This is a genomic window from Nocardia sp. NPDC051321 (assembly GCF_044455225.1).
Classification (GTDB): Bacteria; Actinomycetota; Actinomycetes; order Mycobacteriales; family Mycobacteriaceae; genus Nocardia.
The window spans coordinates 210,972-234,804 of sequence record NZ_JBITEM010000014.1 but is presented as its reverse complement, the minus strand read 5'-3'; the positions used below and the strand labels follow the sequence as shown (position 1 = coordinate 234,804).

At 64.2% G+C, this 23,833-nt stretch carries 30 protein-coding genes; 10 read left to right on the top strand and 20 right to left on the bottom strand.

The window, feature by feature from the left end; translation table 11 throughout:
- Positions 1 to 32: 32 nt before the first annotated feature.
- Together ACIA8C_RS32175 and ACIA8C_RS32170 are read right to left on the bottom strand one after the other, a co-directional pair.
- Complete coding sequence (locus ACIA8C_RS32175) at positions 33 to 356, bottom strand: hypothetical protein (RefSeq protein ID WP_397141188.1); 324 nt, start codon at positions 354 to 356, stop codon at positions 33 to 35.
- Between the two features lie 646 nt (positions 357 to 1,002).
- Positions 1,003 to 1,785, bottom strand: a complete 783-nt coding sequence (locus ACIA8C_RS32170; protein WP_397141186.1) for a MerR family transcriptional regulator — start codon at positions 1,783 to 1,785, stop codon at positions 1,003 to 1,005.
- 168 nt (positions 1,786 to 1,953) lie between these two features.
- Here ACIA8C_RS32170 and ACIA8C_RS32165 point away from each other — a divergent pair, with 168 nt between their 5' ends.
- The 4 genes from ACIA8C_RS32165 to ACIA8C_RS32150 all read left to right on the top strand — a co-directional run bounded on the left by ACIA8C_RS32165 (position 1,954) and on the right by ACIA8C_RS32150 (position 8,112).
- Positions 1,954 to 3,519: an amino acid permease gene (locus ACIA8C_RS32165; protein ID WP_397141184.1), complete on the top strand. Its 1,566-nt coding sequence runs from the start codon at positions 1,954 to 1,956 to the stop codon at positions 3,517 to 3,519.
- 102 nt (positions 3,520 to 3,621) lie between these two features.
- Complete coding sequence (locus ACIA8C_RS32160; protein ID WP_397141182.1) at positions 3,622 to 5,937, top strand: tetratricopeptide repeat protein; 2,316 nt, start codon at positions 3,622 to 3,624, stop codon at positions 5,935 to 5,937.
- Positions 5,938 to 5,996: 59 nt separating this feature from the next.
- Entirely contained in the window at positions 5,997 to 6,440 is a 444-nt protein-coding gene (gene dtd / locus ACIA8C_RS32155; protein ID WP_397141272.1) for a D-aminoacyl-tRNA deacylase, read from the top strand.
- Between the two features lie 148 nt (positions 6,441 to 6,588).
- Positions 6,589 to 8,112, top strand: a complete 1,524-nt coding sequence (locus tag ACIA8C_RS32150) for a hypothetical protein (RefSeq protein WP_397141180.1) — start codon at positions 6,589 to 6,591, stop codon at positions 8,110 to 8,112.
- Between the two features lie 4 nt (positions 8,113 to 8,116).
- Here the strand turns inward: ACIA8C_RS32150 and ACIA8C_RS32145 are convergent, their stop codons facing one another.
- Positions 8,117 to 8,398 (bottom strand): PLD nuclease N-terminal domain-containing protein, encoded by a 282-nt coding sequence (locus ACIA8C_RS32145; RefSeq protein WP_396995638.1) that lies wholly within the window; start codon positions 8,396 to 8,398, stop codon positions 8,117 to 8,119.
- 411 nt (positions 8,399 to 8,809) lie between these two features.
- Here ACIA8C_RS32145 and ACIA8C_RS32140 point away from each other — a divergent pair, with 411 nt between their 5' ends.
- Genes ACIA8C_RS32140 through ACIA8C_RS32130 form a run of 3 tightly spaced genes read left to right on the top strand, consistent with a single transcriptional unit; the run spans position 8,810 to position 10,530 of the window.
- A complete protein-coding gene (locus ACIA8C_RS32140) occupies positions 8,810 to 9,268 on the top strand; it encodes a DNA-directed RNA polymerase subunit beta (RefSeq protein ID WP_397141178.1) in 459 nt (152 codons plus the stop codon).
- The gene (locus ACIA8C_RS32135) at positions 9,265 to 9,693 is read left to right on the top strand and encodes a DUF4254 domain-containing protein (protein ID WP_397141176.1); all 429 of its coding nucleotides are present in this window, start codon (positions 9,265 to 9,267) and stop codon (positions 9,691 to 9,693) included. The genes ACIA8C_RS32140 and ACIA8C_RS32135 overlap by 4 nt, the downstream gene beginning before the upstream one ends.
- 42 nt (positions 9,694 to 9,735) lie before the next feature.
- On the top strand, positions 9,736 to 10,530 hold the full coding sequence (locus ACIA8C_RS32130) for a class I SAM-dependent methyltransferase (RefSeq protein WP_397141174.1): 795 nt from the start codon (positions 9,736 to 9,738) through the stop codon (positions 10,528 to 10,530).
- A gap of 544 nt (positions 10,531 to 11,074) precedes the next feature.
- Here ACIA8C_RS32130 and map read toward each other — a convergent pair.
- The 10 genes from map to ACIA8C_RS32080 form a co-directional block, all read right to left on the bottom strand.
- The gene (map, locus tag ACIA8C_RS32125) at positions 11,075 to 11,875 is read right to left on the bottom strand and encodes a type I methionyl aminopeptidase (RefSeq protein ID WP_397141172.1); all 801 of its coding nucleotides are present in this window, start codon (positions 11,873 to 11,875) and stop codon (positions 11,075 to 11,077) included.
- A gap of 22 nt (positions 11,876 to 11,897) precedes the next feature.
- Complete coding sequence (locus ACIA8C_RS32120; protein WP_397141170.1) at positions 11,898 to 12,455, bottom strand: adenylate kinase; 558 nt, start codon at positions 12,453 to 12,455, stop codon at positions 11,898 to 11,900.
- Positions 12,452 to 13,774, bottom strand: coding sequence for a preprotein translocase subunit SecY (gene secY / locus ACIA8C_RS32115; protein WP_397141168.1), 1,323 nt, complete (start codon positions 13,772 to 13,774; stop codon positions 12,452 to 12,454). The genes ACIA8C_RS32120 and secY overlap by 4 nt, the downstream gene beginning before the upstream one ends.
- Positions 13,775 to 13,957: 183 nt before the next feature.
- Positions 13,958 to 14,401 (bottom strand): 50S ribosomal protein L15, encoded by a 444-nt coding sequence (gene rplO / locus ACIA8C_RS32110; RefSeq protein WP_379286737.1) that lies wholly within the window; start codon positions 14,399 to 14,401, stop codon positions 13,958 to 13,960.
- Between the two features lies 1 nt (position 14,402).
- A complete protein-coding gene (gene rpmD, locus ACIA8C_RS32105; protein ID WP_396965266.1) occupies positions 14,403 to 14,582 on the bottom strand; it encodes a 50S ribosomal protein L30 in 180 nt (59 codons plus the stop codon).
- Positions 14,582 to 15,241 carry a 30S ribosomal protein S5 gene (gene rpsE / locus ACIA8C_RS32100; RefSeq protein ID WP_194834058.1) on the bottom strand — a complete coding sequence of 220 codons (660 nt, stop codon included), beginning with the start codon at positions 15,239 to 15,241 and terminating at the stop codon, positions 14,582 to 14,584. Before rpsE ends, rpmD begins: the two co-directional genes overlap by 1 nt.
- A 28-nt stretch (positions 15,242 to 15,269) precedes the next feature.
- Positions 15,270 to 15,677, bottom strand: coding sequence for a 50S ribosomal protein L18 (rplR, locus tag ACIA8C_RS32095; protein ID WP_378713354.1), 408 nt, complete (start codon positions 15,675 to 15,677; stop codon positions 15,270 to 15,272).
- A 2-nt stretch (positions 15,678 to 15,679) separates the two neighbouring features.
- Complete coding sequence (rplF, locus tag ACIA8C_RS32090) at positions 15,680 to 16,219, bottom strand: 50S ribosomal protein L6 (RefSeq protein WP_397141166.1); 540 nt, start codon at positions 16,217 to 16,219, stop codon at positions 15,680 to 15,682.
- 15 nt (positions 16,220 to 16,234) lie between these two features.
- A complete protein-coding gene (gene rpsH / locus ACIA8C_RS32085) occupies positions 16,235 to 16,633 on the bottom strand; it encodes a 30S ribosomal protein S8 (RefSeq protein ID WP_069161946.1) in 399 nt (132 codons plus the stop codon).
- A gap of 722 nt (positions 16,634 to 17,355) precedes the next feature.
- Positions 17,356 to 17,586, bottom strand: coding sequence for a hypothetical protein (locus ACIA8C_RS32080; RefSeq protein ID WP_397141164.1), 231 nt, complete (start codon positions 17,584 to 17,586; stop codon positions 17,356 to 17,358).
- 583 nt (positions 17,587 to 18,169) lie between these two features.
- Between ACIA8C_RS32080 and ACIA8C_RS32075 the strand changes: the two genes are divergently transcribed.
- Entirely contained in the window at positions 18,170 to 18,733 is a 564-nt protein-coding gene (locus ACIA8C_RS32075) for a DUF3916 domain-containing protein (protein ID WP_397141162.1), read from the top strand.
- Between the two features lie 533 nt (positions 18,734 to 19,266).
- Here ACIA8C_RS32075 and ACIA8C_RS32070 read toward each other — a convergent pair.
- Genes ACIA8C_RS32070 through ACIA8C_RS32050 form a run of 5 tightly spaced genes read right to left on the bottom strand, consistent with a single transcriptional unit; the run spans position 19,267 to position 21,729 of the window.
- Positions 19,267 to 19,434 (bottom strand): hypothetical protein, encoded by a 168-nt coding sequence (locus ACIA8C_RS32070; protein ID WP_397141160.1) that lies wholly within the window; start codon positions 19,432 to 19,434, stop codon positions 19,267 to 19,269.
- Between the two features lie 41 nt (positions 19,435 to 19,475).
- Positions 19,476 to 19,820, bottom strand: coding sequence for an Imm8 family immunity protein (locus ACIA8C_RS32065; protein ID WP_397141158.1), 345 nt, complete (start codon positions 19,818 to 19,820; stop codon positions 19,476 to 19,478).
- Positions 19,817 to 21,106 (bottom strand): hypothetical protein, encoded by a 1,290-nt coding sequence (locus ACIA8C_RS32060; protein ID WP_397141156.1) that lies wholly within the window; start codon positions 21,104 to 21,106, stop codon positions 19,817 to 19,819. Before ACIA8C_RS32060 ends, ACIA8C_RS32065 begins: the two co-directional genes overlap by 4 nt.
- A complete protein-coding gene (locus ACIA8C_RS32055; RefSeq protein ID WP_397141154.1) occupies positions 21,103 to 21,402 on the bottom strand; it encodes a WXG100 family type VII secretion target in 300 nt (99 codons plus the stop codon). The genes ACIA8C_RS32060 and ACIA8C_RS32055 overlap by 4 nt, the downstream gene beginning before the upstream one ends.
- Before the next feature lie 15 nt (positions 21,403 to 21,417).
- Entirely contained in the window at positions 21,418 to 21,729 is a 312-nt protein-coding gene (locus ACIA8C_RS32050; protein ID WP_397141152.1) for a WXG100 family type VII secretion target, read from the bottom strand.
- Between the two features lie 522 nt (positions 21,730 to 22,251).
- Here ACIA8C_RS32050 and ACIA8C_RS32045 point away from each other — a divergent pair.
- Positions 22,252 to 22,458, top strand: coding sequence for a hypothetical protein (locus ACIA8C_RS32045; RefSeq protein WP_397141150.1), 207 nt, complete (start codon positions 22,252 to 22,254; stop codon positions 22,456 to 22,458).
- Between the two features lie 51 nt (positions 22,459 to 22,509).
- Here ACIA8C_RS32045 and rpsN read toward each other — a convergent pair whose 3' ends face one another.
- A complete protein-coding gene (gene rpsN / locus ACIA8C_RS32040) occupies positions 22,510 to 22,677 on the bottom strand; it encodes a 30S ribosomal protein S14 (protein WP_397141148.1) in 168 nt (55 codons plus the stop codon).
- Between the two features lie 72 nt (positions 22,678 to 22,749).
- On the opposite strand from rpsN, the gene ACIA8C_RS32035 reads away from it, so the two are divergent.
- The gene (locus ACIA8C_RS32035; protein ID WP_397141146.1) at positions 22,750 to 23,331 is read left to right on the top strand and encodes a Uma2 family endonuclease; all 582 of its coding nucleotides are present in this window, start codon (positions 22,750 to 22,752) and stop codon (positions 23,329 to 23,331) included.
- 316 nt (positions 23,332 to 23,647) lie between these two features.
- On the opposite strand, the gene ACIA8C_RS32030 is transcribed toward ACIA8C_RS32035, so the two are convergent.
- Positions 23,648 to 23,833, bottom strand: coding sequence for a type Z 30S ribosomal protein S14 (locus ACIA8C_RS32030; RefSeq protein WP_040731429.1), 186 nt, complete (start codon positions 23,831 to 23,833; stop codon positions 23,648 to 23,650).

The following is a 23,833-nucleotide window of genomic DNA, read 5'->3' as shown; positions in this document are numbered from 1 at the left end:
CTCGCGAGGGTGACCGGGCCGCAGGCGGTCGGTCAGGAGAAGCCGTCGCGGTTGCCGTGTTCCATCTTTTCGAGCAGCTCGGCGCTCTTGGTCTGCCCGGTGGAGAAGTTGTCGAGGGAGCCGGCGATGTTCTGCGCGCCGGTGATCATGTTGTCTCGCGAGGAGGTGTAGCCGCCAGTGCCGTCCGGCCCCTTCGCGAAGTTGCGGCCGAGTGTGTCGTTGCCCCAGGGGTTTCCGCGCGCGTTGAGCGACGCCTGCAGGGTGTGCAGCACCGTGTTGATTCGGTCGCGTGCGTCGCCGGTCTTCTTAGCTGCCTTGAAGAACAGATCCGAGTCGTACTGGATTTTCTCCGCCACCGCGTTCCCTCCGCGTATGTGCGGTCGCCCGCACCCACATCAGCTCGTACGCATCCGACGATGACACCCGATAGCAACTCCCCTGTTGCTCGCACATGAACGGAAAGTGCCGCGACAGTTACAGGCGACAACCGGGTACACCTAGTCATCCACTCCGCGAAATGTGCTATGCGCCTTGATGTTCGACGCTCGAATGAATTCGACTCCGATGACCGAAGACGCCGAGGTCAGGCGTCCAATCGTATGGGCAGTCCGCAGCTCACCGGAGCTTGTCATGAGCCGGGGCCGTACTCATCCACGGCGACGATCGCTGAAGCGTTGGGAGACAGAGTGTTGCGGCGACGGAGTTGGATGGCAAACACACCGCCACCGAGCTAGCTGCTGAGGCGCGCACCATCCGAACGAATGGTAGTGCCATGCCATCGGCGAGAATCTCAACCGCACACGGCATCAGCTACGTCGGCGTGCTGCGTTACGGGAGTGTCGGGCGGCTACTCGCGCCCAATTGCCAGGTTCCGGGGGCATGCGCAGATTGGCGTCGCTTTGTGCATGCCCCCAGATCCCGACTTCTATGTTACATCAAGCAACGTGCCGCTGTCTAGCGGCAAGTTCCAGATGGACGTCCTGCCCACCGAAACGGCCAGCCCTATTGACCGGGCAGCTCGTCGGTCAGATCCGCGATATCGCGTTCGAGGTACCACGCGACGAAACGGTTGACCAGCTCACCCGCCGCCTGACCAGGCACGACCCGGGCGGCAGCGACTCGCTCGGCGAGCACGGCCCGATCCTCCGGCGTGCGCCCCGACCGCTGGAACGACTGCCAGGCGGTCCGCTCGAACGCGTCGACGACGCGTCGGGCGATCCGGTCGCAATCGCCCCGCAACCGCTCGACCTCGTCGAGCACCTGGGCCGGCGACGCCCCCGCCGCCGCCAATTGCTCGGCAATCCGCACGAGCTGATAGTCGGCGACGACGTAGGTGGCGGCATCGAGCGGCTCATACATCCCGGTCGCGACAACCCGGGCGAGACCATGCGGAACATCACGGTATCGATCCGCGAGTTCCGTTGCGGCAACAACCTTTTCACTGACCGTATGTGTCACACCGGGATCACTCGGCGCACCGAGCTCGGCCGCGACACCGGGGTGCGCGAGATCCTCCGGCTCGGGAACACCGAGGATGTCGCCGAGGTCGTCGCCGCGGTCCCATGCCTCGAGCAGTTCCCTGATGCCGTTCAGCTTGATGCCACGATCCAGCAACCGGCCGATGGTGCGTACCCGGTTGAGATGATCGGACCCGTAGAAACCGGTGCGCCCCTTCACCTGCGGCGGCGGCAGCACGCCGCGCTCGTGATAGACGCGCAGGCTCCGCACGGTCGTGCCGGCCTCTCGCGCCAGCTCGTCGATCGTAAACTCCGTACCTGCTGCCATACCTCAAGGAAACCACACCGTAACCGCGTAGATCCCTGGTCCGAGGTGAGCCGAGCCAGCATGACGATCGAGTTTCATGAGATGACAATCATGTACATCTATTGAACGAGCCGTTAAACAGCGGTACGTTACTGAGCGATATGACTGCCGTCACATGAAAGGCCTGGCATGACCATCGTTCGAACTCCCTCAGAGGCGCAGGCGCCGGCCGCACGGTCCCTGCATGCCGAGGATGCGGGCTATCACAAGGCGCTGCGCCCACGCCAACTACAGATGATCGCCATCGGCGGCGCGATCGGCACCGGGCTTTTCCTAGGCGCGGGCGGTCGGCTCAAAGACGCTGGGGCCGGGCTTTTCGTGGCGTATGCCGTGTGCGGCATCTTCGTGTTCTTCATCCTGCGGGCGCTGGGTGAGCTGATCCTGCACCGTCCGTCGTCGGGCTCGTTCGTCTCCTACGCTCGCGAGTTCTACGGCGAGAAGCTGGCGTTCGGCGTCGGTTGGATGTACTTCTTCCACTGGTGTATGACCGGCATCGTCGACATCACGGCGATCGCCACCTATGTCCACTATTGGGGCAGCATGCACGTCATCCCGCAGTGGGTGATCGCGTTCGTCGCCTTGGCCATAGTGGTCGCCATCAACATGGTGTCGGTGCGCTGGTTCGGCGAGATGGAATTCTGGGCCGCACTGATCAAGGTCGTCGCGCTGGTCGGCTTCCTCATCGTGGGCACCATCTTCCTCGCGGGCCGGCACCAGATCGAAGGCAAGAACACCGGAATCAGCGTGATCAGCGAGCACGGCGGCCTGCTCCCGAACGGCATCGTCCCGATCGTGCTGTGCACCACCGGCGTCATCTTCGCCTACGCCGCGGTGGAATTGATCGGTACCGCCGCCGGTGAGGCGGAGAACCCGGAAAAGATCATGCCGAGGGCCATCAACTCGGTGATCGCGCGTATCGCGTTGTTCTACGTCGGTTCGCTGGTGCTGCTCTCGCTGCTGTTGCCCTACACCGCTTTCAAGTCCGGCGAGAGCCCGTTTGTCACCTTCTTCTCCAAGATCGGTGTCGGCGGCGCTGGCACGATCATGAACCTGGTCGTGCTGACCGCGGCGTTCTCCAGCCTCAACGCCGGGCTGTACTCGACCGGGCGCATCCTGCGGTCGATGTCGATGAACGGCAGTGCCCCCGCGATGGCGGGACTGATGTCCAAACGAGGTGTGCCCTACGTGGGCATCCTCGCGACCGGCGCGGTCGCGCTGATCGGTGTCGGGCTCAACGCCCTTGTCCCGGACAAGGCATTCGAGATCGTGCTGAACATGTCGGCACTCGGCACCATCACGGCGTGGGCGGCGATCGTGATCTGCCAGCTCAAGCTGTGGCGCTGGTCGAAGGAAGGACGGATGCAGCGTCCCTCGTTCCGGCTGATCGGCGCGCCGTACACGAGCATCGCGACGCTGATCTTCCTGGCCGCGGTGGTGCTGCTCATGCTGTTCAGCAACAGCGAGGTACAGCGCGGCGCGGTCATCGCGATGGGCGTGATCATGGTTCCGGCCATGGTCGTCGGCTGGTTCTTCGCCCGCGGCCGGGTCATGCATCTCGCCGGGTTACGCGAAGGTTACACCGGCGCGTTCCCCGTGGTAGCCGAGCGTCCGATGGAACATCGCGACCCGCGTATCGCCGAAATATCCCGCGCAAGCAACACCACCGCAACGGACAATGAGGCAGAATCGCGCTAAGGCCGATCTGACCCGCCCGCTGCGCGGCAACGGTTGTCCACCGTTGCGGCGCAGTGGTGCGGGATCGGCCCGATGTTGTACGCGTTGTGCTGAGAGGGTCGCATGCCGGAACACTCCAGTGGCTCCGATGACCTTCGCCCGGCCGCTCCATCGACCACACTCACCGAGGATCTCGCGGAAGTGACGTACCGGGCCTCCTATCCCTGGGCCACCCGACGCGCATCGCCCACCGAAACAAGTCCGTGGCAGCCCGATCAGGACGACCCGATCGAGCAGGCGGCCGACCTCGGCTCGGAGCGCAGCGTTCGATCCCGGCCGAGCGTTCGCCGGCTCAGCGCCGGATTGGTCGAACTTCCCCGGGTGTCGCAGGTCGACCCGGCCACCGCGATACTGCGCAATCCCGAAGTGCCCGAAGACAAACGCTTCTGCTGGAAATGCCAGAAGCCCGTCGGCCGCGCGGCGGACAACGGATCTGTCGCCTCGGCGGGCAAATGCCCGCATTGCGGATCACCGTTCAACTTCCGGCCACTGTTGGCACCCGGTGACCTGGTGGCTGACCAATACGAGGTGCAGGGCTGCCTCGCGTACGGCGGGATGGGCTGGATATTTCTCGCCCGCGATCGCAATGTCAGCGACCGCTGGGTAGTCCTGAAAGGACTGCAGAACCCCCTCGATTTCGAGGCCCACGTGGTGGCACTGGCCGAACGTCAGTTCCTGTCGGAAATGGCGCACCCGGGGATCGTGAAGATATTCAACTTCGTCAAACACCGGTCGGCGGACGGAATTCCGTGCGGGTACATCGTGATGGAGTACGTCGGCGGGCAATCGCTGAAAGCAATGCTCGATCTGCGCGCACCCGAACGCATTCCAGTGGCCGAGGCCATCGCCTATGTGATGGAGGTTTTGCCCGCGCTTGACTACCTGCATTCGTTCGGCCTGGCCTACAACGATCTGAAACCCGACAACATCATGGTCACCGAGGACGAGGTCAAACTCATCGACCTCGGCGCGGTGGCGGCCAGGGAATCCGGCGGCAGTCTCTACGGCACCCTCGGTTACCAAGCTCCTGAATTCACCAGCACCGGACCGACGGTGGCATCCGATATCCACACGGTCGGCCGCACCTTGGCCACGTTGACCCTGGACATGCCGACGGAACCACGCGGCCCGAAACTCCCCGGCATCCCGACCGCCGACGCGGAGCCGGTGCTGCGCCGCTATCCCGCCTTCGAGCGGCTGCTGTTGCGCGCGACCGACACCGATCCGACCCAGCGTTTCCCCTCCGCCTACGCGATGTACCGCCAACTCGCCGGGGTGCTCCGTACCGTCCTGGCCGAGGACACCAACCGGGAATACCCGCAGACCTCCGCCGTATTCGGCTCGCTGCGTGGCGATTTCGGCATCGACACGTTGATTCGGCAGACCGAAGGAGTCATCGAGGGCGTGCATCAGGTGCCTATCCTCGACCCGCCGAGTGTCGTTGCCGCACTGCCGGTCCCGCTGATCGACAGCGAGGATCCGAGCGCGGAACTGCTGTCGCCGCTGCTGCACGGTGATCCCCGGCAGACCCTGGACACACTGCGGCAGAGCACCGCCGACATGAGCGCGGGCGCCATCGGCACACCCGAAACCTTCGATCTGGAAGGCACGTTGACCGCGGTCCGGGCGCACCTCGACCTCGCCGACGTCGAGCAGGCACGGGCGAACCTCGCGCGATTGCTGCCCGACTACGCCGCGGACTGGCGGATCGATTGGTACACCGGTATCGCGGACCTGTTCTGCGCCGACTACGCGCAGGCCTACGAGCACTTCGACCGCGTCCACTCGATGGTCCCCGGCGAGATCGCGCCACTGCTTGCGCTGGCCGCGACCGCCGAACTCCTGCTGCAGACGAACGCCGACGAGCCGAACCGGTGGCGCCGCGCGTCGACCGAGTACTACCGGTCCGTCTGGCGCAACACTCGCGGTGTGGCGAGCGCGGCGTTCGGTCTGGCGCGCAGGCTTGCCGTCGACGGCGACGTATCCACCGCGGTCGCCACGCTGCGGCAGGTGCCGGATTCGTCGCGGCACCACAACGCCGCGCAGATGACCGCGTGCCTGCTGCTGGTTACCCGGCCGGTGACCGAGCTGACCCAAACCGACCTCGACGCGGCGGCGGCGCACCTGCACGCGCTACCGGATGACCCGCGTCTGATGCAGCTGCAGGCGATCGTCTTGACCGCCGCGCTGGCCTGGCTGAGCAGAGGTGGACGGCCGGAATCGCGGGCCACCATCCTCGGCTTCCGCTACACCGAGTCGGGCCTGCGCGGCGGACTGGAATCGACACTGCGTGCGGTCGCGCGGAGCACCACGAACCGGCTGCATCGCTACGCACTGATCGATCTGGCGAATGACGTTCGTCCCCGTTCCCTGTGGTAGCCAGCGCTATTGACCACCCACCGTTCGCCGCGCAGGCAGGCACGGCATGATCAATGGCTGTGCGAGTGCTGCTGCAGCGAGTGACCTCGGCCCAGGTGCGCGTCGACGACGAGATCGTCGGACGCATCGACCCCGCCGCGTCGGGGGTTCCGCACGGCCTGCTCGCGCTGGTCGGCGCCACCAACGGGGACACAGAGGCGACCGCGAAAACCCTGGCCGACAAGGTGTGGCGGCTACGCATCCTCGATGGTGAACGTTCCGCGGCCGACCTGGCCGCGCCGATCCTGGTGGTCAGCCAGTTCACCCTCTACGCCGACACCGCCAAGGGCCGCAGGCCGTCCTGGAACGCGGCCGCGCCGGGTCCTGTCGCTCAGCCGCTCGTCGAGGCGTTCGCACAAGCGCTACGCGAACTCGGCGCAACCGTCGCGACCGGGCGGTTCGGCGCGCATATGCAGGTCGAACTGGTCAATGACGGACCGGTCACACTGCTGCTGGAAGGTTGACCGCGCGCGCACTCGAGTTCCCGCGCCGAGGCCGTCGGTCCGGCACACACCGGCCGCGCAAGGATCCTGGTGCGCCGAGCCGCTAACCGTGACAGACTCGTGCGTTAGAAGGTGCGGGTGGCTCGATGTCGCCGGTTAGCGGAGGATCATGCTGGAAACGAGGGACGCGATGGATCTGGACGCGCTGGAGCGTCGGGTCGCCGCGGATCGGTATGCGGCGCTTGATCGTTCGATCGAGGCGGATCTGCGACTGGCCACCTCGCTCGCTGATCTAGCGAAGGGCTTTATCGCCACCAAGACCAACGGGTCGGTTCGCGACCGGACCAGGGACGCGCTGGCTCCCGCCGAGGAGGCCGTCGCCATTCGGCTGCGGCTGCTCGCCACCGGACAGGTACTGAACGCTCGGCTCGCGGGCGAGTTGAACGAGGCGCTCCGGTCGGTCGAACTCGCGGCAAGGCACAGTGGTCGCCGGGAACTCGCCACCACCACCATTCGCCGCGCGTGCGACGCGTACCGGCAGGTGGCCCGCATCCATCCGGAGGTCGCCGGGCTGTGCGCCGACGGTCTGTCGAAATGCGGTGTGTGGCTTGGGCGTCTCGATCAGGACGCCGCGGTCGCGGCGACCGAAGAGGCCGCGCGGATCCGCAGCGCGCTCGCCGCGGCGACGCCGGAGCTCTCGGGCAAATACCTGGCCAGCCTGAGCACGTTACTGCGGACGCTGATGGTCGGCCGGTCGCGCAAGCAGGCGCTGTCGATGTATCGCGAGCGGTACTCCGCGTTCACCTCGACGAGCATGTCGATCCGGTTGCGCGCGTGCGGGGTTCAAGACCTCGACCTGACCCCGAAGTCGTACAAGGCGCTCGCCGAGCTCAACTGCCGCACGCTGGAGCAGGCCGGGCGGCTGACCCAGCAGCAGATCCTGTTCAAGTCCTCGGGCGATCTGTCGACCGTCGAGGAGATCAACTGGAAGCTCGCCCTGGTCGGCCTGCGACCGCTGCTGCCCGGCGCGGAACCCGATCCGCCGTCGATGCCGGTGCAGATCGGTACGAGTTTCGGCGCACTGAGCGTGTACTGCCCGGTGCCGGACGCGATCGCGCAGATCCGCGCGGCGATCATCGGCGCGTACGCGACCGACGACGCCTATCCGCTGGATCGCGAGAGCTATCTCGGTGCGCGCGAGGAACATTGGAAGATCACCGACGCCGAGGTGAACACCGCGGAGAAGCTCAGCGACGACGTGGTGCTGATCGATCAGCCCTACGGCGGCTGGGTAACGGTGATGAGCCTGCACTGGGAGCTGACGCCGGTCGGCAAGCACCCGCTGGCGATGCGCCTGTCCCAGGATTGGCCGGTGGCCGCGATCACGGTGACCGAACACGTTGCCTACGAACTGTGCTGGTACGAGCACGGTGCGGCCACCCAGTACGCCGCGCTCGGCCGGCCGGCCGGGCAGGCGCCGCTGGACAAACCGCTGGCGCCGTTGGACTTCAAGATGCTGGCCGATCTGAACGCCGACCGGGCGAACGAGACGAAGCTGCGCGCGGCGTTCGGCAACACGCAGATGTTCGCCAACCTCACCTATCTTCCGTCGAGCGGCCTGCGGCAGATCAGCGCGACCACCCCGCTCGCCGAGCACGGTGATCGCGTGCTGTTCTTCCGTACGACGCCGTGAGGCGTCACACCGCGGTGGTCGGCCGCACCGGCTGAATGGTCGAGTTGCGGCCCCAGATGAACCACACCACCGGGCCGAGGAACGGGAACGCGAGCATGAGCAGTACCCAGATCGCCTTACCGGCCGCCGCGTAGTTGCTGGAGCGTAGCGCGCTCACCACACCGGCGATGAACAATGCGATGGCGCCGATGGCGACGGCAATAGCGAAGACGCCGAAGGCGATCGAGCCCGCCGTTTCGGCGGTACTGGCCAGGGCGGGGGCGGAAGCGAGAGCAATTGTTGTCATGCCATTCAGCGTAGGGACCGAACCTGCCTCGCCACATCCGTGACTAACCCTGAATTTGCTATTACCGATATGGCTGCTGGTATACGCCGCGAGGATGACCTCGTATGCGACGTCGGGAGCGAACGGGCATCAGGGTTGCGCCAGACAATTCAGTATTAAAGTACCCCGCGATCGCGGTACCAGCGTTTGCCCCGAATCGTGGAACGACGTGCGATCCATACGTCAGCCGAGCGGACGGCACGAAACCCGCAGGCGAACTTCTCGAGAACTAATTGAACGGAACGTTTATGCCCCGCCATGGAGTGCTCTACTGAGATCACGCCCGAACGGTGTCGCAGGTCACCCTCAATGACCAGGACCAACCGGCTCGGGCGGCTTCACCAGACAACGATGCTAGTCGAGGCTCTTCTCATGGATCAACTGGCGTTGGCGGAGACCCCAGCCGCCCGATGCGCCTATTACCGCCATACCTGCGACCTACCCGCCGGATTCCTTCCGGAGATCGGCAGGATCACCGTCCGTGCCGGATTTGTCGGCGCGATCACCATGCCCGCCGCGCTCGGTCAGCAGGTCCACGACGATTTGATACATCATCGAAATCCATTGGGCCCCGTTATTTCTCATGTGCGCTCGAGACGCTGGACCTTCCTGATCCGGCCCGACCTGCCCGACGACGTCCGGCTGTTCGCCGAGCTGTTCCGGCTCAACGTGTCGATCGTGCCGATCGGCGGCGAGATCGCGCTGCCCTCCCCCGCCGACTCGAGCGCCGGCTACCGCGAGTGGATTGTGGCTCCGGAGAATGATTTTCGACCGTCTGGCGCGGCCATCGTGGACACCGTGCGGTCCTGCCGGAACATGGGGCCGCGATGACCACGGGACAGCTTCCCGCGAAACATCAAGTGCTGCAGGCATGCCGGGGCGAGCACCCGGAAAACAATCCACTTCTGCGGTGCGCGCACGAACTGACCACACTGCACGAACGACGGCTCGGCGCGGGTCGTGAGGTAGCCGACGAAATCGACGCGCTCCGAGCAAGTTTGATGCGCGACATCGATCGCTGGATCACCGTGCAGCTGCCGCCCGCGCACGGCGCCGCACACGTGCACACCGAGACGGTCGGCGCCGTGATCGACCGGCTCGCCCAGTTCACCGCCAACGCCTATGCGGCGCTGGCGAGTGCCTCCGAATGGGATCTGTGGGACGCCTGGCAGCGCCTCGCGGAACTGGCCGTCGGCTACGACGACCTGGCCGCCGAGGTGAGCGCGGGCGTGCGGCGGTTGCCAGGCGCGTCGTAAATCAGACGCGCGCGGCGGCTGCCCGGACTTAGGGTGGGGCGCATGGGGAATACGACTGATCGAGATGCGAGCGACCGTGCCCTGCATGCCCGTCGGGCTGCCTCCTTCGGCGCCAGCGCGACGGACTACGCCGAACACCGCCCGGACTATCCGTTAGCGGCCATCCGCTGGGCGCTGGAAACGGTTTTGGCCGTCCCCGCGCCGATCGTGCTCGACCTCGGGGCAGGCACCGGCAAGCTCACCGAAGGGCTGCTCGCCGTCGGCGCCACGGTGATCGCGGTCGAACCCGACGACGGCATGCGCGTCGAGCTGATGCGGCGACTGCCCGGCGTCCGCGCGCTAGAGGGGACGGCGGAGGCGATTCCGCTCGCGGACGGGTCGGTGGACGCGATCGTGGCCGGGCAGGCATTCCACTGGTTCGATCAACAGCGCGCTTTTCCGGAGTTCGCGCGGGTGTTGCGGAGAGGCGGAGTTTTCGCGGCGCTGTGGAACACCGATGATATGCGGGTCGACTGGGTCGCCGGATTGAAGCGCGTTTCGCACTCGGAGTCCTCGGTGCCGCCGCCGCCGGAACTCGGCTCCGCCGAACTACCCGAGCACCCGCTGTTCGAGGCTTTCCAGAGCGCCCGATTCCCGCACACCCAGCGCCGGACCGCAGAGTCGTTGACCGCGACCATCGGAACGCACTCGCACACCCTGGTGGCGTCGCCACAGCAGCGGGCCGAGGTATTGCAGCGCATCGTCGACTACCTGCACAGCAGGCCGGAGACGGCCGAGGGCGAATTCGACCTTCCCATGGTGACTTTGGTGCTCCGCGCCACCGTCCGACCGCGCTGACCGGCTTTTCGAAGATGACGGCCGCCTGGCTCGGCCGCCCGCAGACTACCTGCCGCAAGGGAATTCGCACACCACACGCGATTTCCGGCGGCCGCGCCTGCCGGGCAAAGGGTGCCGCGGACTCGAACCGCGTGGTGCGCCAACCGGATTCGAGTAGTGGCCTACTCGCGTCGCACCCACCCGCCCGAACATACGCTGAGAGCAGAGTTCAGAACGTAGCGATCAGGCACCACCGTCGACCTGATTTCGCCACCACGGGCAGCGTCGCCCGACCAAACGTCACGGTCACGCCGCAACGGCGCAAGGAACGACGACACCGATCCAGCGACGTCGCTGGGTATCGCCAGCAGGCGAGATCGTCCGGAACGGGGGCCACCCCGCCGGCGTCGGTGCGGTTCGACTCCTCGCCACGCAGCGTCACCGGCCCAGAGTTTCCGAATAATGTTGCGCCGCTCGATCTTCCGCAAGGAGGGGTCGGCAGAGGTCGGCGGCGCCAACGGTAGGGCCGACACCGGCACCGCGTCATCGGTGTTGCCCGAAGTACTTACTCCGGGCGCAGGGTGAGGATGCGGGGGCCGTTTTCGGTGACGGCTACCGTGTGCTCCCAGTGCGCGGCGCGGGTGCCGTCCACGGTGACGACGGTCCAGTCGTCGTCGAGGACCTGGGTTTGGGTGGTGCCGAGGGTCAGCATCGGCTCGATCGCGAGGACCGATCCCACCACGAGCTTCGGGCCCTTGCCCGGGTCGCCCTCGTTGGCCAGGAACGGATCCAGATGCATTTCGCGGCCGATGGCGTGCCCGCCATAGCCGTCGACGATGCCGTAGGCGCGGCCGTGCAGCTGTTCGGCCGCGCGGGTACCGAGCTCGATGGCGTGCGAGACATCGGAGAGCCGATTACCGGGCACCATCGCCTCGATACCGGCCTCCATGGACAGCTTGGTCGCCTCGCTCAGCAGCCGGTCGGCGTCGATGATGTTGCCGACGCCGAACGTCCAGGCCGAATCACCGTGCCAGCCTTCGAGAATGGCGCCGCAGTCGATGGAGACCAGGTCGCCCTCGGTGAGGATTTCACCCGCGGTCGGAATCCCGTGCACCACACGGTCATTCACCGACGCGCAGATCGAGCCGGGAAAACCGTGGTAGCCCTTGAAGGACGGCACCGCACCCGCGTCGCGGATGACCTGCTCGGCGACCTCGTCCAGCTCCAGGGTGGAGACCCCGGGCTTGGCGGCCGCGCGCACGGCGACCAGGGCGCGACCGACGATCGCGCCCGCCGCCGCCATGGCGTCGAGTTCACCGCTGGTGCGAAAAGGCACCACCTTCTTGTTCTTACGGCCGAAGACCATCAGTGGCCCGTCGTGAACAGCATCAGCGGCCCAGGGCCTGCAGCACGCGGCCGTGCACCTCGTCGATGGTGCCGACGGCATCCACCGGGACGACGATCCCGTCGTAATGCTCGAGCAGCGGCGCGGTCTCCTCGCGGTAGACCACCATCCGGTTGTGGATGATTTCCGCGTTGTCGTCGCTGCGCCCGCTGGTGCGACCGCGGTCGACCAAGCGCTCGATCAGAATCTCTTCCGGCACATCGAAGCTCAGCACCGCATCGAGCTTCTTGTCCATCTCGGCGAGGATCTTCTCCAGCGCGTCGGCCTGGTCGACCGTGCGCGGGTACCCGTCCAGCACAAAGCCGTTCGCGGCGTCGGTCTCGTTGACCCTGGCCTCGACCATGCGGTTGGTGACATCGCTAGGCACCAGATCGCCCGCGTCCATGTACTTCTGCGCTTCACGGCCGAGCAGCGTCTGCTGGCTGATGTTCGCGCGGAACAGATCCCCGGTGGAGATGTGCGGAACGCCCAGTTTCTCCGAAAGCAGGACGGCCTGAGTGCCCTTGCCGGCACCCGGCGGACCGAGCAGTACAACTCTCACTTGAGGAACCCTTCGTAATTTCGATTCATCAGCTGACTTTCGATCTGCTTCACCGTGTCCAGGCCGACGCTCACCATGATCAGCACCGCGGTGCCGCCGAACGGGAGGTTCTGACCGTTACCGGAAGCGCCGATATCGAGGAAAAGATTCGGCAGGACAGCGACGAGACCGAGGTAGACCGAGCCGGGGAGGGTGATGCGGCTCAGCACATGGTTGAGATAGTCCGCGGTGGGCTTGCCGGGGCGGTACCCCGGGATGAAGCCACCGAACTTCTTCATCTCGTCCGCGCGTTCCTCCGGGTTGAAGGTGATCGCGACGTAGAAGTAGGTGAAGAACACGATCAGACCGAAGTAGATCGCGATGTAAACCGGGTTGCCCGGGTTCACCAGGTACTTGGCGATGATCTCCTGCCACCAGCTCGGATTTGGGTTGTTCTTCGAGGAGGTGAGCTGGGACACCAGGTTCGGCAGGTACAGCAGCGAGGACGCGAAGATGACCGGGATGACGCCGGCCTGGTTGACCTTCAGCGGTAGATAGGTCGAGGAGCCGCCGTACATCTTGCGGCCAACTACACGTTTGGCGTACTGCACCGGAATTCGGCGCTGGCCCTGCTCGACGAAGATGACCGCGGTGATGATCGCGAACGCGGCCACACACACCAGGCCGAACACCAGACCGCCACGGCTGTCCAGGATCTGCTTGCCCTCGGTGGGGATACGCGCGGCGATACCGGCGAAGATCAGCAGCGACATGCCGTTGCCGACACCGCGCTCGGTGATCTGCTCGCCGAACCACATCACCAGGGCCGCGCCGGCGGTCATCACCAGCACGATGATGATCATGCCGAAGATGCCGTTGTCGGCGATGATGTCCTTGTCACAGCCCTGCAGCAGCTGCTTGCGCGAGGCGAGCGCGACCAGACCGGTTGCCTGCAGGATCGCCAGCGCGATCGACAGGTACCTGGTGTACTGCGTCATCTTGTTCTGGCCGGACTGGCCTTCCTTGCGCAGTTCCTCGAACCGCGGGATGACGACGGTCAGCAGCTGGATGATGATGCTCGCGGTGATGTACGGCATGATGCCGATCGCGAACACCGACAGCTGCAGCAGCGCGCCACCGGAGAACAGGTTGATCAGCTGGTAGATACCGCCGGAATCACCGCCGGACACCTGCTTGATGCAGTCCTGGACGGCCCTGTAATCGACACCGGGGGACGGCAACGCGGCACCCAGACGGTACAGCGCGATCAACCCCAGCGTGAAGAGAATCTTCCGCCGTAAGTCCGGAGTCCGGAAGGCCGATACGAAGGCGGAAAGCACAGATCCTCCTGGCGAACGACATGGTGGTCAGGACATGGAAATTCAAGCAATACCCCAGATCCGACGGTGCGGCATCTGGGGACGCTGAAAACCATGACGAGGCTTGGCAGACAACAACTTGAACTCTAACAGTGGCACCGGACGAGCTTTCACTCGTCCGGTGCCATTGACTGCAGAGTACCGTCAGCCCAGCTCGGTGACAGAGCCACCGGCCGCAGTGATCTTTTCCTTGGCCGCGCCGGTCACCTTGTCGACGGTCACCTGGACCGCGACGCCGATCTCGCCGTCGCCGAGGACCTTCACCAGCTGGTTCTTGCGAACCGCACCGGCCGCAACGAGCTCGGCCTTGCCGATCTCGCCGCCCTCGGGGAAGAGCTTGGCGATGACGCCGACGTTCACGACCTGGTATTCCGTACGGAACCGGTTCGTGAAGCCCTTGAGCTTGGGCAGCCGCATGTGCAGCGGCATCTGCCCACCCTCGAAGGAGGCGGGGACGTTCTTGCGTGCCTTGGTGCCCTTGGTACCACGGCCCGCGGTCTTACCCTTGGAACCCTCACCACGGCCGACCCGAGTCTTCTCGGTCTTGGCACCGGGCGCGGGACGCAGGTGATGCAACTTGATGGTCATGTCAGACCTCCTCAACTGTCACGAGGTGGCGCACGACGTTGATGAGTCCCCGGTTCTGCGAGTTGTCCTCGCGAACCACGGTCTGCCGGATCTTGCGCAGACCGAGCGTGCGCATACTGTCACGCTGGTTCTTCTTGGCGCCGATCGTGCTCTTGATCTGGGTCACCTTGAGATCTGCCATTACCTGGCACCTCCCGCAGCCTGGGCGCGCGCACGCAGCATGCCCGCAGGGGCAACGTCCTCGAGCGGCAGGCCACGGCGGGCCGCGACCTCTTCCGGACGCTGCAGCATCTTGAGCGCCGCAACGGTCGCGTGCACGACGTTGATGGCGTTGTCGCTACCGAGCGACTTCGCCAGGATGTCATGGATGCCAGCGCATTCCAGCACGGCACGAGCCGCACCACCGGCGATCACACCGGTACCGGGCGAGGCCGGACGCAGCATGACGACACCGGCCGCCGCCTCACCCTGAACCGGGTGGACGATGGTGGAGCCGATCATCGGGACGCGGAAGAAGCTCTTGCGAGCCTCCTCGACACCCTTCTGGATGGCCGCGGGAACTTCCTTGGCCTTGCCGTAGCCGACGCCGACCAGACCGTTGCCGTCACCGACGATCACGAGGGCGGTGAAGCTGAAGCGACGACCACCTTTCACGACCTTGGAGACGCGGTTGATCGCGACTACGCGTTCCAGCTGGTTCTTCTCGGCCTGCTGGTCGCGACGGTCGTTGCCGCCACGACGGTCGCGGCCGCCACCACGCTGGTTGTCGCCGCCACCGGCGGCACCATTCTGCTGTCCGGCGGGTCCGCTGCCGCCGTCACGCCGTTGACGTCCCGGCATCAGACGTTCCTTCCGTTGGTCTTGATCATCAGAACTTCAACCCACCTTCGCGAGCAGCGTCGGCGAGCGCCGCGATGCGGCCGTGGTAGTCGTGACCACCACGGTCGAACACGACGGCCTCGACACCGGCGGCCTTGGCACGCGCGGCCAGCAGTTCGCCGACCTTCTTGCTCTTGGCCGACTTGTCGCCGTCCAGCGCACGCACGTCGGCCTCGATCGAGGACGCGGCGGCGATGGTCTGGCCGATCGAATCGTCGATCAGCTGCGCGTGCAGGTGCCGCGAGGAGCGGTTGACCACCAGGCGCGGACGCTCGGTGGTGCCGGCGACCTTCTTGCGCAGACGGAAGTGACGGCGGGTCTTCGACAGACGACGCGTCGTGGACACGTCCTTGCCACGCGGCTTGCGCTTGGCGATCTGGTTTTCGGTTTGCGCCATGATCACTTACCCGTCTTTCCGACCTTGCGGCGAACGACCTCGCCGGCGTAGCGGATGCCCTTGCCCTTGTACGGGTCGGGCTTGCGCAGTCCGTGGATCACAGCGGAGATCTGGCCGACCGCCTGCTTGTCGATACCGGACACGGAGAACTTGGTGGGCGATTCCACCGCGAAGGTGATGCCCGCCGGGGCCTCGATCGGCACCGGGTGGCTGTAGCCGAGAGCGAACTCCAGGTTCGAGCCCTTGGCCTGCACGCGGTAACCGACACCGAAGATTTCCATCTTCTTCTCGTAGCCCTTGGTCACGCCTTCGACCATGTTGGAGACGAGGGTGCGGGTCAGGCCGTGCAGCGAGCGGTTCTGGCGCTCGTCGTTCGGGCGAACGACCTCGAGCTGGCCGTCCTCACCCTTGCTGATGGTGATCGGCTCAGCGACGGTGTGCGACAGGGTGCCCTTGGGACCCTTCACCGAGATGTCCTGGCCGTCGATGGTGATCTCGACACCGGCCGGAATTGCGATGGGCTTCTTGCCAATACGCGACATTTGTCCTACCTCCCCTTACCAGACGTAGGCGAGGACTTCCCCGCCTACACCTTGCTTGGCCGCCTGGCGATCGGTGAGCAGACCGGTCGACGTGGAGATGATCGCCACGCCGAGGCCGCCCAGGACCTTGGGCAGGTTGGTGGACTTCGCGTACACACGCAGACCCGGCTTCGAGACGCGGCGCAGGCCCTGCAGGCTGCGCTCACGGCTGGGGCCGTACTTGAGGTCGACAACGAGGGCCTTGCCCACGGTCGCGTCCTCGGTCCGGTAATCGGCGATGTAGCCCTCGCGCTTGAGGATCTCGGCGATGTTCGCCTTGAGCTTCGAGTGCGGAGCCTTCACCTGATCGTGGTACGCCGAGTTGGCGTTGCGCAGACGAGTCAAAAAGTCCGCGATCGGATCAGTCATGGTCATGGTTAGACCTCGACACCTTTCTCGCTACGGTTCCCATGCAACATCGGCGAGCACAAGGCATGCCGATCGTGGGCCTACAGCAATTGGGCTGGTCCGGCCGACGCTTGCCGACCGGATGAGTTCTCAAAATGAGTTCTCGGTGCCAGGGCGGGCCGCAGGGGTCTGGTCAGTCACTGCACACAGACCTGCGGACACAGAGGTGCCCAGGCAACCGGTCTAGTGTAGACAACCCCCAGCTGGCGGCCAAATCCAGGGTGATCGACGGTTCGGCGCAGGGCATGAAGGAGCCCCAGGCGCATGATTGCTCAGAGGCGACACTGGGGCGTTCGATCGCTACGATACCGGCCATGACGGGGGTCGTCGACGACAGCGATACAAGGGTGTGGGAACTTCTCTCGGAACCGCGCACAGCGCCGTACCTGCGTGCCAGCGATGGCGACCGCGCTGCGGCTCTGGCCCTATACGTGTGGAGCGCTCGAACCGCCGCAGCATCCTTCGAGGTGTTGGGGCACCTGGAAGTGTTGCTACGGAACGCGCTCGACAGCGCACTGCGTGAACACTGCGATGAGCGTTCATGCGGTATCCCCTGGTTCCTCTTACCGACGCCAGGTGGCGAGGTCGTGTCGAGCGCGGTCGAGGTGGTTCGGAGGCGACTGCGCCCTCAGGGACGCGAGACTCGTGATCAGATCGTCGCTGGTTTGAGCTTCGGGTTCTGGTCCGGACTACTGGGCGTCAAATACGAGCAACTGTGGCGTGACTGTCTGCACCGCGCGTTTCCCAATTCCTCCGGACGCCGGAAGCAAGTCGCCAGTGCGCTCGAGGGCGTCCGCAAGTTCAGAAACCGACTCGCGCACCATGACTCGATGCTCAACCTCGATGTTCCATTCGAGATTCGCCGAATCATCGAGATCGCTGGCTATATCGACCACGACGCCGAAAGATGGCTGACCCACACCAGCACCGCCATGGAGACATACGCCGAGCGTCCGATCACAGCATCTGACACAGTCGTTGTGGCCGCATGCTCGGCATGGCCGTTGTACCAAAAGTGTCATGCATACGTGTGCCAAGCGGGTCGCACGTTTCGACCCGTTGAGCGGATAGCGTTCTATACCGACTCGGTCATTCAGACTGAAGTGCCGTTGGTTCGACATCGGCGTGATGGAGTTGACTGGTCGGAGGCTTCAGCCACCAGTCTCAGTGCTTCGCAAGACTCTAATGACCGCAAGATCGCGTCGATTATCGCGATATCCCGTGGCCTCGGTTGGACCGATGGGGTCTATCAAGTATTCCTGTTGTCTCGCGACGGCGACCCGCAACACCGTTCCATACCCAGCCCGATCAGACATCAGGGCGTAGGGCGTGGATCAGCGTTTACCCAAAAGCAACGCTATGTTTCGTTGCATGCACTCGAGACCGCGGTGACCACAGCCGACTTTGACCTGCCGCAGGCATTCAGACACGACCTAGAGCCCACTGCAGATTCGGGGTCAATGACTCCGACCAAGCATGCCTTCCAGGAAGGACGGAGCACTGATGCGTCGACTCGACCTGAATCCGACGAAGAAGCTCCGCAACCCAGGACGCCACCTGCGCCAACTCGCACTCTGGCCGGAGCGGATCGTCGACCAGATCCCTGGCTCTGCCACCCGCACCGACCAGCGCTACTGGAACTTCAAGATTCCGGTCTTCAACAAGCTCGTCGATTCGCCGCAAACCACGAACGCGATCCGCAAGGAATGCCTCGCCATCCTATTCGCCGCCGCCGACGCAGTCGAAAAATCCCTACGCCGCCCTCCCAACAGCCGCATCGCCTGCCTGGTGACCACACCCGACCTGTTCAGCTCCGAGGTGACCATCTTCCTCTCGGAGGACTACTTCAACGGATTCCGCCCAGTATCGGACACTCAGCGCACCGAGTATCCGGGCGGCTGGATTGAAACCTCACCAGCGGACCCGACATTGTTGGAACCGATCCGACGACCCGAGCCCGCCGATCTCGCTTTCCTCGGCGGAACACGGTTCCTCGAATTCGACGAGGATTGGCCTGATCAACGGAGCATCCGAACCCACTGGACCTGGACATACCCTCGCCATTAGGCGCCGTCACCATCCAACGGAGCTGACAGCCAAACCCAGGGCTACGTCCGCCCGCGCCTTGCATATATTTGCGTCTATCGAATCTGCCGACACGTTCGATGCAAATTTATGCATAAATCACTCATATAGACGCAGAGAGTGCACTACGGCGGAGAGGCGCTAACCACGACACCGGGCCTCGTCGAGGCCGCGCGCATGGACAGCGGCGCGGGGCGTACCGCTCATCGAGGCCGAAGAGGAGGGCTGGGGGGCAACGGACACAACCGCAGCGACCTCCTCGGCGGTGCAGCCGGCGATCTCGTCAACAGTCGCAAACCCTGACCCGGCTAGGTCTCGGCACAGAGCCCTCATGGGCTCATGATTTCCGCACTAGCCATAGGTCGCATTCAACTCCGCTCCGGGTTTCTGTGTTTCGCAGATCTGCACTGCGGGGTTACGAACTCTACGGCGCCCTCAGTGTCAATCGATCAGGGTCAGGTCAAGTGCAAACCATTCTTGAGGCAACCCCGCCTTGAAAAGGTGGTCCCACCCCTTCACACGAGGATCGGAGCCTTCCCGGTACCATTTGATACCAAGCGCTGCAGCGCGAAGCTGTCCAGCGTACGGCAACCCGCCCATAAAACACAGCAGATATTTTCCATGTCCTCGAATTTGCGCAGTTCGCCGACCGGGGCTACGGAGACCTCGAAAACGTCGCTCATTCCGCGCCCATACAATGCGCAATGGCATGGATTCACGAGCACTACGGCCGGTAATCGTGAAATTCCCATTTGGCGAATCGGCCGATCTCTGCCGCCAGCTCCTGCCAAGTCGGTCGATCGATATCCCTCAACAAGTCATCAACATATTGCTTGATCAAAGTGGGCTCGATTCGGTCGAGTACCAATATGTAACGACCGGACTGCGGGTCGCTCGGATCCGCAACAGAATCCCGCGCCTCCGGTGTAGATACCATGAGATCGAAGGATTCTTCGCCTGGGCTGTCCATCGGACCGATCATGAGCTGAACGAATAGCGCCTCGGAGGGCAACGGTCCCTTTTCCAGATCCGCATCCGGACTGTGGATGCGTTTCAGCTCAGCCTTCATGGCAAATCCGTGACGTTGAGATGCCCATTGCCCTGCCACTGACCATTTGGAACATTCCTCCATTCGAAGTTGGCCTGATATCGACCCAGATTCGGTTTGAAACTCGGAGGTCGGAACTGGCGGAGTCCGTCCTCGCTCACCCAAGTCTTACTGTCCGAGGCCAGCTTAGCGTTCGAGCCGACCCAGGCACGCCCAGCCGCCTCGGCTTCCTCAGCCGTTCCGCTACCGATTCCAAAGTTTCCTTTGCCTTTGGCCGCATCGCGCAGCATCCCACTGAGTTCTTCCCAGCGAGAACTACTGACCCGAGGGCCGCCGCCCTTCCGTCCCAGTCGGTCGAGAAGCTCCTTGACGGCCTGCCGGCCCTTTGTCAGCGCGGTCTTCGCGTCCTCGGCGAGACCTTTGAGCTGCAATACTTTGCGGGCACGCCAAAGGGAGACGGCCTCTTTGATCTTCGCGCCCCATTTTCGGGCCGATTCTGCGGCTTTGGCGCCGGCGATCAAGCCGCCGACACCGGTTAGACAGGAAGCTATGACGATGACCGCCACGTTGATGGCGGCCTCTTCGATGATGGATTCGATGAAGCCTTTGATCTCGTTGCGGAGTTCGACGATCGATTCTTTGTAGTCGAGGCACGTCTTGCTGATCTGGGTGCAGGTTGTGAGGAGTTGTCCGATGGACGTTTCCAGGGTTTTCAGGTCTTCGCGGACCTGTACCGCGTCCTTGGACGTCACGTCATCGAAGAGGCTGGCTGCGATGGTGATTTTGTCTTTGGCGTTGGTGTTCTGGTAGATCGTGCCGAGGCGGTCCCAGGCGTCGGCGGCCTTGGTCAGGGTGTCGGTGTTGCCGTCTGGGAGTGGGCAATTGATGGCGTCGAGTACTTCGATGGATGCTTTCGCCAAGCCTTGCGGGGTTCCGCCCGCTGCGGAGGCCGGAAGCGCGTAGGGCCCGAATGTCACTGTTGATGCGGAGTCGGCCGGTCTGTCCGGTTGTGCCGTACCTTTCAGCGTGGCATCGGATTTGGCGTGTTCGAAACCGAGGTCGTTCAAAGCAGTGCCGTACGCGCGCAAGGTCGCGAAGGTCTGGTCGAAGAACGACACGGCATCGCGGGCGGACTCGTCGTACGAGCTCGCCCATGCGCGGCCGTCCTCGTCTCGGCCCGCCATCTGCCCGCAGCTGTTGAGCTCTCCGAAGACATATTTGAAGCTGTCATTCAGCGCGGCTGCGGCGTCGAAGCAGTTGATCGCGGCCTGGTAGTAGACCTTCGGATCTACCTCGAGCTTGCTCATATGCCGAGAATCCGCAGGGTCTGGGTGGCGGCATTGGTGTAGCTCTCGTGCGCGGTCTTCAACGCTGCTTCCAGAGCCGCGAGACCATCTTGCATATCGGTTACCCCCGCAGCCCACTCCGTGTGCGCCTCGTTATAAGCCACGGCCGCCGCGCCAACCCATACGCCATCGACTTCCTTGGCTTTCGCCTCGAGCTGTGCCAGGCGATCGGCGACCGCTGCCTTGTATGCGCGCATACGTGCGGCCAACTCCTCGAGCTTGTCGAGGTCGACCGAGAACGCCTGCGGCTCAGTCATGAACTCGACCCCCATTCACGGCAGGTCCAAGGAGCTGATGCCCGAAGCGAACGACTGGTCGGAGGTGCGGAGCGTCTCGGCAGTCACACCCAACTTTTCGGCCAGCTCGAGCAACGCATCCCACACTTGGTCCGCTCCCTCATGAAACTCGTCCCACGCCTCGGTGAAGGCGCCCGCGTTATTCCCCGCCCAACTGTCGATAGTGACCTTCGTGTCGGTCACCAGCGACGAATACCCGGACTTCATCTCGTCCGCGATCTGGTAGGCCAGGCGTCCCAGCGCTTTCACCTCTTCGGGCTGAACCGACAGCGACGATGGATCTCCCATGGCCGACCCGCTCCTCTCGCTGGTGACTCAGGCGGTCTTCTCCGTCCTTACTATGACGCACCAGACGCCGCCCCGGTTCCGGTGGATTCTGAGCACGGATCTCGACAGCGAGAGGTTGCGCCATCTCGCGAAGGCCGACACGGCACGCGGTAGACCGCGTGGAGGCTTCATGCTCCGCAGTGTGCTCGCAGCGCGAGACTTCCTCAGCGTCGACATCGGCCGCGCACTGAAATCCGTGCACTGGAGTGCATACGCACCGCGGTACGAACGGCAATCATGCAGCACATTCGATGCAACAGCGCCGCAATACGGCCGTACACGGGCGTTCCGCCTGGACTAAGACCACTCCGCCGCGACCCAGCAACCTCGATAGGACATCTCAGCGAATACCACGTGACCTCTGTTGGGCGGGAGGCGGGGCTGCACATACTACGTAGGTACTCGCGGCTGGCGTAACGCTCCGAACGCAGGTCACGGTGTACCCAACGAAACATCTGCAATATTGTCGAGAAGGGACCGCGGGTGAACGTCCTGGTCGAAATGACCGCCCTGACTCTGAGCCGCCCCACTGCCGGGGCCGGCGACATCGAGCGTGCGGCTTGGTACGAGGCCAAAGCCAATCTGCATACGTACCTCGCCGGACAAGGCGGCTCTGACGCCGCGAGGGAGACCGCCTTGGCAGTCAGCGCCCACCGGCGCTCGATGGAATTGCTCGGCCAGCAGAACTGACGAATCGGTACCTTGCTGCCGTGCACCGCCAGTACTGGCCATCACATGCGGTCAAGCCGGTAGTCGTGGAACTCCATGCGGCGCTATCTCGCGAAGGCAAACACGGCGGAGGCCGAACTTGCGGTAGACCGCGTGCGGGTGACCGCAACGCTGGCAGCGGGTGAAGGCGCGGACGGCGAACTTCGGCTTGGCCTGCGAGTGATTGCTCAGAGGCAGCACTGGGCGTTCGAAGGGTGAAATACCAGCCGTTATGCAGTTCCGGCTCAGGGCCGACTAGGTACGCTTCCAGGTATGACGATCGACGCGTCGGCCGGACTGCCGCACGAGATGACCGAGGAGGAGTACCGCAGCCTGCCCGAGGACGTCTCGCGTGAGATCGAGGTGGTGCACGGGCATGTGATCGTCTGCGAATCACCGGTACCGGAGCACAATCGGGTCGCACGTAGGCTCGCTGGCGCCATGGAGCAGTTGCCGAGTACCGAACCATGTGTGCGCGCCGAAACCGATATCGACGTCGTCCTTTGGCGGGTACCGAAGTTCACCTTCCGCCGACCGGATGTGACCGTCTACCGCTGCTTGCCAGAACGCGGCGCGAAGCCGGAAGCAGGCGATGCGCTGATCGTCGTCGAGGTTTCGTCACCGTCGACCGCAGCCGAAGATCTCCTCGACAAAAAGGTGCAGTATGCTCGCGCGGGCATACCGGCCTATCTGGTCGTTTCTCTCGACACCAAGTACGACATCGAAGAGGTCCGCGAGTTCCGACTCGACGCACACGCCGCCGAGTACCGACTGCACCGGTTGCATCGCGAAGGTTTCCTCGAACTCGAGCATGTCGTGCTCGGCGAGATCAGCTTTGCCGACCTGACAAGGTAGTCGTTTGGGCCGGTAGTGCCAGCACGGCTTAGAACCCGCAAGTTCTCGGAGCGGATGATCATCCAGCGCCTGGCAGCACAGGCACCACACTGCGCCAGGTTTCTTCGCATAAATTTGAGCTGATCAAATCTACCCATACGTTCTGCGCAAATTTATGCATAAACCATCCATAAGGATGCCGAATTGGTCCTTGCGCGGACCTTGAAACGCGCGCCCTCTAACCACGGCTGAACGCATAAAGGCACGGCCTCCAGTGGAGGCCGTGCCTTTGTTCAGTTCTAAGTCCTAGGCGGGTGCGCTCACGAGGAGGGCAGGATCACCAGGAGCTCTTGTGCACGCCCGGGAGCTCACCGCGGTGCGCCATCTCGCGAAGGCAGACGCGGCAGAGGCCGAACTTGCGGTAGACCGCGTGCGGGCGACCGCAACGCTGGCAGCGGGTGTAGGCGCGGACGGCGAACTTCGGCTTGGCCTCAGCCTTGATCCGCAGTGCTTTCTTGGCCAT